We start from the raw sequence: 7,589 nt of genomic DNA, 5'->3' as shown, positions 1-7,589 counted from the left end.
CGATAAATCCAATATAATAAAGTTGTATATAGAAGACAAAAAATATTTTAGAAAAATAATAACCGAGTTAAATGAACAGATAAATGGAAATATTGGGAAATTTATTATGTCGGAAGATGATAGGGAAATTTTGATATCGAAAAATGTTGATATAATTATAGATTTTTTAAATACAAACCCGAATAATAAAAAAGTTATTAACAGATTATTGTCCGAACTTACAGAAAATGCCAAAATAGAATATGAAAAATTAAATATTATAATAAATCAGCTGAATATATTCTTTGACGATTTATTATTCAGCGGAGATTTTGAGTTGGAACGGGAAGATGATATAAAAGTTGAAGAACTGATAAAATTAGGGGGATTTTATTTTAATTTCGACTATGGAAATACAATAGACAGATTAATTTCATATATGGTAGTTTTAAGAAAATACATAGGAATTAAATTATTTATTTTGATAAATATTGAAAAAATTTTAACGGTGTGTGAAATGAAAGAATTTTTTGAATATTGTATTATGAATGAATTTAAAGTATTATTCATTGAATCCGGAAAAGCCGATTATGAGAATCTTGACTTAAAATACATTAAAAGGTATATTATAGATGAAGACCTATGCGACCTCTATTGATTTTAGATATGTTATGTATAATAGCGTGTGTATATAGAACATATTTAAAATATAAGTTTAAATAGAGGTTTGAGAGCAATGTAATTTAAGATAGGTCTAAAACTAAGGCTAAGTGGAAGTGACCCCGTTGTTTGTTTGAGAGCAATGTAATTTAAGATAGGTCTAAAACCGAATGATAAATATGAGTGGCGCTGATAGTGTTTGAGAGCAATGTAATTTAAGATAGGTCTAAAACTATTTCGTTGTATCTTTCTTCAGATACTTCGTTTGAGAGCAATGTAATTTAAGATAGGTCTAAAACAAGTTGCCCTGTATCTTTATATGTCAATCCGTTTGAGAGCAATGTAATTTAAGATAGGTCTAAAACTCTTGTGCAGTCGATTATGCCTTGTTCTACGTTTGAGAGCAATGTAATTTAAGATAGGTCTAAAACTAAATATAATGATTTTATGTTTAATTCATTGTTTGAGAGCAATGGGCTTGAGATATAATAGGGATACAGAGAGAAAAGCCAGATAAATAGGAGCTTTCAGCACTGTATCCTTATTTTTAAAATTGTAAAAATCAAACAATCAGGTCTAAAAGGAGGCATTTATGGTATGTAAAAATATTTCAAGCCATTACATCAGCCTTTCCGATACAAGGAAGGTGAGAGTTTTATGAGATGGATAATAAAAATAATCTTGTTCCCAATCAGTTTGCTGTTAAGCATTTTGACTGCCTTTCTGACATTCTTGCTTAGCGTAGGAACTGCAATCCTATATTTGCTTATGCTGATGTGTGTATTTGTTGCCATAGGCTCATTCTTTATGCTACACGATACAAAAGCAGCAATAGAAGCACTTATCCTTGGATTTCTGCTAAGTCCTTACGGAATACCGATGATTGGAGTGGCAATCATAGCTTTTATACAAGGAATCAATGAAGCCATAAAATCAATATAAAAAATTTCATAAAAATGGTTACCAAGGGCGATAGATAAAAACTATCGTCTTTTTTAGTGAAAAAATATCATGGAAAGGAGAGCTTTTAGATGAGTATGTATTTATTTGATGAACAACCTATCGTTGCAAATAAGACATTGGCAAGAGAGATAGGTTTAAATGAAGCTCTTATCTTACAGCAAATAAACTATTGGATAGAAATAAATAAGAAATCCGGCAATAACTTCTATGACGGAAGATGTTGGACATATAACTCAATAAGAGCATGGCAGGAAAAAGATTTTGACTATATGAGTTTCGATACTGTAAAAAGAACCTTTGCGAAGTTGGAAAAGGCAGGTTTTCTACTCGTAGGAAACTACAATAAAGATCCAAGAGATAAGACAAAATGGTACACCATAAATACCGAAAAGCTGGAGGAACTTTATGCTGAAATTGAGAACAAAAAGAAAAAAGAAGAATTACAAGCCTTAGAAAAAGCTGTGCCTAATGCATTAGGGCAAAATGCACCAATGGAAAAGTGCAAAATCCACCAATGCACAAGTGCAGATTGCACCAATGCAACAGAGCAAAATCTGCCAATGCAAAATGGCAATATGCCCCAACCATTACCAGAGAATACTACAAATAATTCATCAAAGATTACTACAGATATTTCATCATATAATTCCACCCATCATTCCGTCATAGATGCCGAGTATTCAGAACCAAGAAAAAGGATGGACGGAGAGGCGGAAATAGAAAACAAAAATATATATCAGAACTGCTTAGATGAGTTAAGAACACAGACAGGCTATTATGAACATCTTGAGTTGGGCAATAAATTTATAGTTAAAGACTTTGATGAGATATTAAAGATACTGGCAGATATTATGATACTTGATGATAGAGAGTTTGTTACAATCAATCAAACGAAGCTTCCTGCACATATAGTAAAAGAAAGATTTAGAAAACTTAAATCAGAGCATTTGGAGTATCTGTCAGATGTTATTAAGGAAAATGAATACAAGATTAGGAATATCAGAGCATTTGTCCTAACAGCAGCATATAATGCACCAAGCGGGATAGATGCACATTACTCTGCCCTTGTAAGCTATGATATGAGAGGAGGATATTGAATGTGATTAACGAAGAAATTGCAAGAAAGACATTAAGCCTTGAAGTTAAGGCTGCTAAAGTAACCGGAAAACTTCTTTTAAATCTGTTGAAAAAACTGATAAAAGAAGCAGAGAAACTGGGAGGACTTGAAAAACTCGTTAAAGTAAACGGAAATCAAGTCAAGCTCAAAGATATGGTAAAAAAAGGGCAACTGGAAGAAATACCGGTAGAAGAAGCGGAATTGAAAGAACTGAAAAAAGAGCTTAACAAATACGGTGTTAAGTTTTCGGTAATGAAAGATAAAGAAACAGGTAAATACGCCGTATTTTTCCAAGCCAAAGATATGAAAATGATGGAGAAAGCCTTTAAAAATGCTCTTGCAACATCAGAAAGAAAGGCTGAGAGGAAAGAGTCCATTCACAAAAATATTGAGAAGTTTAAGGAGATGGCAAAAAATACTGTTTCTAAGGATAAAGTTAAGAATAAACAAAAGGAGCAGAGCCTATGAGCAGCTTAATAACATTTGAAAATATGGAATTCGGGAAACTCACTGTAATGGAAAAAGACGGTGAGTTTTTCTTTATCGGAAAAGAAGTTGCCGAAAAACTGGGCTATGCAAACACGAGAGATGCTTTGGTAAGACATGTGGATATAGATGATAAAGCTGATGTCGTGTTTCACGACGGCAGACAAAGAAGAAATATGGTATCTATCAACGAGTCAGGATTATACGCCCTTATCCTATCTTCCAAGTTACCACAGGCAAAGGACTTTAAAAGATGGGTAACCACAGAGGTATTGCCGAGTATTCGTAAAAATGGAGGATATATCAAGAACCAAGAAAAAATGAGCAATGAAGAAATATTGGCAAATGCGGTACTCCTTGCCAATCACCTGATTGCTGAAAAAGAAAAAATAATAGAGGATTTAGAGCCGAAAGCCAAGTATTTTGATGAACTGGTGAATAACCATCTGCTTACTAATTTCAGAAATACAGCAAAAGAGCTGCATATCCCCCAAAAAGCCTTCATTCAGTTTTTGATAGATCAGAATCTTATTTATCGAGATAAGAAAAACAGACTTCTACCCTATGCCAAGAACAACAAGGGATATTTTGAAGTAAAGGAATGGTGTAGAAACGATAATGGTGCAGTGGGCATTCAGACCTTTGTAACACCGAAAGGCAGGAACTATCTATTACTTTTGATTGGAGGTGAAAAGACTCATGATAAATAAGATATTAAAAGACATCAAAGGCTTATTCAAGGTTCAAGATAAGGCAAAGTTTGCAAAGCAAAACATTCCCTATCTTGCATTTTTCTATTTAGGAAATATTTTCTCTCATCATGTAAGAAGCTATACCGGCGGAGATGTGATTGACAGGATATTTCAGGGAATATTAGAGCTTAATACAATGAGTTTTCTCCCAAGTATTTATTTGGTGGATATACTGACAGGAATAGGAGTTGCTGCTATAATTAAATTCATTATTTATACCAAAGGCAAAAATGCCAAGAAGTTCAGACAAGGTAGAGAGTACGGCTCGGCAAGATGGGGAAATAAAAAAGACATTGAGCCGTACATGGATGAAAAGTTTCAAAATAACATCTTGCTTACTCAAACTGAACGATTGACAATGAACGGCAGACCGGCTAATCCAAAGTATGCAAGAAATAAAAATGTACTTGTTATAGGAGGATCAGGAAGTGGCAAGACTCGATTTTTTGTAAAACCAAACCTTATGCAAATGCACAGCAGCTATTGTGTAACCGATCCGAAAGGATTAACCTCATAGGGACAGAGAAAATAATAAAAACTTGGAAAGGAGGTAATTCTCATGTCAAATACGAAAAGAACAGGACAAACAGCCCTTTATGAGCGTTTAAGTCGTGATGATGAAATGCAAGGAGAAAGCAATTCCATCACTAATCAAAAGCAACTACTTGAAAGTTATGCGAAAAGAAACGGCTTTGTAAATATCTATCACTATACAGACGATGGAGTAAGCGGAACAACCTTTGATAGAGAGGGATTTCAAAAGATGATAAAAGCAGTAGAAGAAAACAAAGTATCTACTGTGATAGTAAAAGATATGAGTAGGTTTGGCAGAGATTACCTCAAAGTAGGCTTTTACACCGAAATACTTTTCAAAGAAAAGGGAGTAAGATTTATTGCCATCAATAACGGAATAGACAGCGAAAAACAAGCAGAAAGCGACTTTACCCCATTTCTAAATATTATGAATGAATGGTATGCAAGGGATACCTCAAGAAAAATACAATCTATCTTCAGAGCAAGAATGGAAGAGGGTAAAAGAGTATCTCCAAGCGTTTCATACGGCTATTATAGAAACCCTAAGAACAAACAGGAGTTACTTGTCGATAAAGAGAGTTCAAAGGTTGTAAAACGCATTTACAGGCTTGTAATAGAGGGATATGGAGTAACACAGATAGCAGATATACTAACCAAAGATAAAATCCTTATTCCGTCAGCCTATGCAGAAATACATCACCCCGAAAATAATCATAGCTCAAAGAAAAGAGGAATAGAAGACCCGTATTTTTGGACACCGACCACAGTAGGTTATATTTTAGAAAAAAGAGAATATATGGGACATACTGTACTTGGTAAAACAATATGCCTTGATTACAAAACCAAGAAAAGAAGAAAGGCAAAAGAAGATGAACTTATTATCTTCAAAAACACCCATGAAGCAATTATTGACGAAGAAACATGGAATAACGCCCAAAGGTTAAGAAAAACAGTGAGGAGAAGTCCGAAGTACGGTACAACCTCACACCCATTTACAGGGCTTTTAATCTGTTCAGATTGCGGAGGAAAGCTAAGTTATAGAGAGCCGGCAGAACACAAAGAAAAGAAATACGACTGCGATTATTGTTTTGTATGTCAACATTACCGACACAGAAAAGGCACTTGCAGTATGCACTACATCAAAGTAAAAACAGTGAATGAAATTCTCTTAAAATCAATCAAAGAAATCACAGACTTTGCCAAAGAAGATAAGCAAGAATTTCTAAAAGTGATGAACAAGTTATCTGATGAAAAAAGAGAAGAAAAGTATCAAGAGGATAAAGAGAAGTTAGAAAAACTGTCCTCAAGAAATGAAGAACTAACAACCCTCATTACAAAGCTATATGAAGACCACGCACTTGGAAAAATTCCTGTAAAACACTTTGATAGATTATTTAATACCTATGATACGGAGCAACAAGACTTAGAAAAGCAAATACAGTATTTTGAACAAGAAATAGAAAGCTACCATCAGAGAAAAGTTGACACCGACAAATTCCTAAAAATGATAGAAAAGTATACCGATATTGATGAACTGACAGTACCAATGATAAATGAGTATATAGAAAAAGTTGTAGTCCATGAAGCGACAGGAGGAAGAAAAGGAAAAGACAGAAAACAACAAGTCGATGTTTACTTTAACTTTATAGGTAACTGTCAAGTACCACAAAAAGTAGATATGGAAAAAAGGGCTTAAAAATGGTATAATATTGTTAATTATTTAGAGAGAAAAATTAGAATTTGTACACAGGATGGATTAGACTAATGAATATACATGAATTTGGAAAAGGTAATGAACAAGCAATTCTGCTGATACATCCTTCTGTTGTAAGATGGGATTATTTTGAACATTTAATTCCGCTTCTCAAAAACAAATATCATCTGATTATTCCGGCTCTTCCCGGATATGATTCTGAGGATGAAAGTGACTTTACAAGCATTGAGAAGATCGCTGCCGAATTGAATGAGTGGCTTCAGGCTGAAGAGATTGCCGAATTGTATGCAGTATATGGGTGCTCGATGGGCGGCTCCGTTGCTTTAATGGTAACGCTTGGACAACTTATTCCAATCAGACACTGCATTATGGACGGAGGCATTACACCATATCAGCTACCATGGCTTGTCACACGCTTTATCGCCTTGAGAGACTATCTCATGATGATGCTGGGCAGGACAGGTGGAGTGCGCTTGCTTGAGAAGGCTTTTGCTACCAATGAATATTCGAAGGAAGATCTTCAATATGTTGCAGATGTTTTGAAGTGCTCCAGTAGAAAAACGTTATGGAGAACTTTTGACTCATGCAACAACTATAAGATTCCACAGCCCATTCCGAAGGTCGATACGCAAATGCATTACTGGTATGCCGATGGCGAAGAAAAGGAGCGAAAACTTGATATCGCCTACATGAATCAGCATTTTCCGCAAACAGAATTCAAGGTTTTGCCTAAACTGGGGCATGCAGGTCTTGTTTTATTGAAACCGGATTTATTTGTGACAATGATAAACGAATTGTTTTGAGACAGACAAATTGCAGTTTGTCGAAGTAAAACAATTAAATACAAGCTATAACATAGCAGTTCACGAAACAGTAAATCAAATCGGTTTACTGTTTTTTTTATTGCTCAAAATTAGAAAGAGAGGAAAAGAGAAAATGAAAAATATAGACAAAAAAATCTTAATGGCGGAAGAAGAAATCAAGCAGTTACAAAACAAAAGAAAGAAACTCATCAGTCAGCAGAAACAGGAAGAGCGAAAGAAAAGAGATAGACGTCTTTATGAAAAAGGAGCAGTCTTTGAAAGTATCTTTACCGAAAGCAAGGATTTTACCAAAGATGAATTCTATCAGCTAATCACATTCCCAAAAATCAAAGAAGAAGTCAATCAAAAAATCCTAAAAATCATAGAGAAGCGAGAACAAAGCGAAAATCGAAATACAGGAACACAAGAGGAAGAAATGGAAACAGAGGAATAATCCCTTGTTTACAAGGGCGCACTTATACACCCTAAAGGGTGTGTGCGTTCTCCGAAGGCTCTTGCAGAGAGCATATCAGCTAAAGCTGATACAGGGGAGCTACACTCCCCTACGGAAATAAATTTCC

General features: G+C 34.7%; 8 protein-coding genes, 1 pseudogene and 1 CRISPR repeat array. All 9 genes and pseudogenes read left to right on the top strand.

All coding sequences use genetic code 11. The features are described from left to right. On the top strand, positions 1–637 hold a 637-nt coding region (gene csn2, locus HMPREF0629_RS08015; protein ID WP_176686344.1), incomplete at its 5' end, for a type II-A CRISPR-associated protein Csn2. A gap of 66 nt (positions 638–703) precedes the next feature. After that, positions 704–1,136: direct repeats of the CRISPR family, unit length 36 nt; unit sequence GTTTGAGAGCAATGTAATTTAAGATAGGTCTAAAAC. Between the two features lie 160 nt (positions 1,137–1,296). Continuing rightward, entirely contained in the window at positions 1,297–1,581 is a 285-nt protein-coding gene (locus HMPREF0629_RS06325) for a CD1845 family protein (RefSeq protein ID WP_009222507.1), read from the top strand. Between the two features lie 89 nt (positions 1,582–1,670). Beyond that, complete coding sequence (locus tag HMPREF0629_RS06320) at positions 1,671–2,699, top strand: DUF6017 domain-containing protein (RefSeq protein WP_039856724.1); 1,029 nt, start codon at positions 1,671–1,673, stop codon at positions 2,697–2,699. Between the two features lie 2 nt (positions 2,700–2,701). Next, the gene (locus HMPREF0629_RS06315) at positions 2,702–3,187 is read left to right on the top strand and encodes a PcfB family protein (RefSeq protein WP_009222505.1); all 486 of its coding nucleotides are present in this window, start codon (positions 2,702–2,704) and stop codon (positions 3,185–3,187) included. Beyond that, positions 3,184–3,915, top strand: coding sequence for a phage antirepressor Ant (locus HMPREF0629_RS06310; protein WP_009222504.1), 732 nt, complete (start codon positions 3,184–3,186; stop codon positions 3,913–3,915). The genes HMPREF0629_RS06315 and HMPREF0629_RS06310 overlap by 4 nt, the downstream gene beginning before the upstream one ends. Continuing rightward, positions 3,905–4,462: pseudogene (locus HMPREF0629_RS06305) on the top strand (type IV secretory system conjugative DNA transfer family protein); the annotation flags it as partial. The gene HMPREF0629_RS06310 and the pseudogene HMPREF0629_RS06305, both read left to right, overlap by 11 nt. Positions 4,463–4,516: 54 nt before the next feature. Further along, complete coding sequence (locus HMPREF0629_RS06300; RefSeq protein WP_039856722.1) at positions 4,517–6,187, top strand: recombinase family protein; 1,671 nt, start codon at positions 4,517–4,519, stop codon at positions 6,185–6,187. A 68-nt stretch (positions 6,188–6,255) separates the two neighbouring features. Then, positions 6,256–7,008, top strand: coding sequence for an alpha/beta fold hydrolase (locus tag HMPREF0629_RS06295; protein WP_009222503.1), 753 nt, complete (start codon positions 6,256–6,258; stop codon positions 7,006–7,008). A gap of 133 nt (positions 7,009–7,141) precedes the next feature. Then, positions 7,142–7,462, top strand: coding sequence for a DUF3847 domain-containing protein (locus tag HMPREF0629_RS06290; RefSeq protein WP_008750785.1), 321 nt, complete (start codon positions 7,142–7,144; stop codon positions 7,460–7,462). Positions 7,463–7,589: the final 127 nt, after the last annotated feature.

Origin of the sequence: Peptoniphilus sp. oral taxon 386 str. F0131 (genome assembly GCF_000090945.1) — a bacterium.
Classification (GTDB): domain Bacteria; phylum Bacillota; class Clostridia; order Tissierellales; family Peptoniphilaceae; genus Anaerosphaera; species Anaerosphaera mikwangii.
The sequence above is the reverse complement of the archived record's forward strand: the minus strand, read 5'-3'. Positions and strand labels throughout refer to the sequence as shown.

Bases quoted from the DNA above. Each gene is read 5' to 3' on its own strand.
- HMPREF0629_RS06325 (WP_009222507.1), top strand. From the start codon at position 1,297: ATGAGATGGATAATAAAAATAATCTTGTTCCCAATCAGTTTGCTGTTA.
- HMPREF0629_RS06320 (WP_039856724.1), top strand. From the start codon at position 1,671: ATGAGTATGTATTTATTTGATGAACAACCTATCGTTGCAAATAAGACA.
- HMPREF0629_RS06310 (WP_009222504.1), top strand. From the start codon at position 3,184: ATGAGCAGCTTAATAACATTTGAAAATATGGAATTCGGGAAACTCACT.
- HMPREF0629_RS06300 (WP_039856722.1), top strand. From the start codon at position 4,517: ATGTCAAATACGAAAAGAACAGGACAAACAGCCCTTTATGAGCGTTTA.
- HMPREF0629_RS06295 (WP_009222503.1), top strand. From the start codon at position 6,256: ATGAATATACATGAATTTGGAAAAGGTAATGAACAAGCAATTCTGCTG.
- HMPREF0629_RS06290 (WP_008750785.1), top strand. From the start codon at position 7,142: ATGAAAAATATAGACAAAAAAATCTTAATGGCGGAAGAAGAAATCAAG.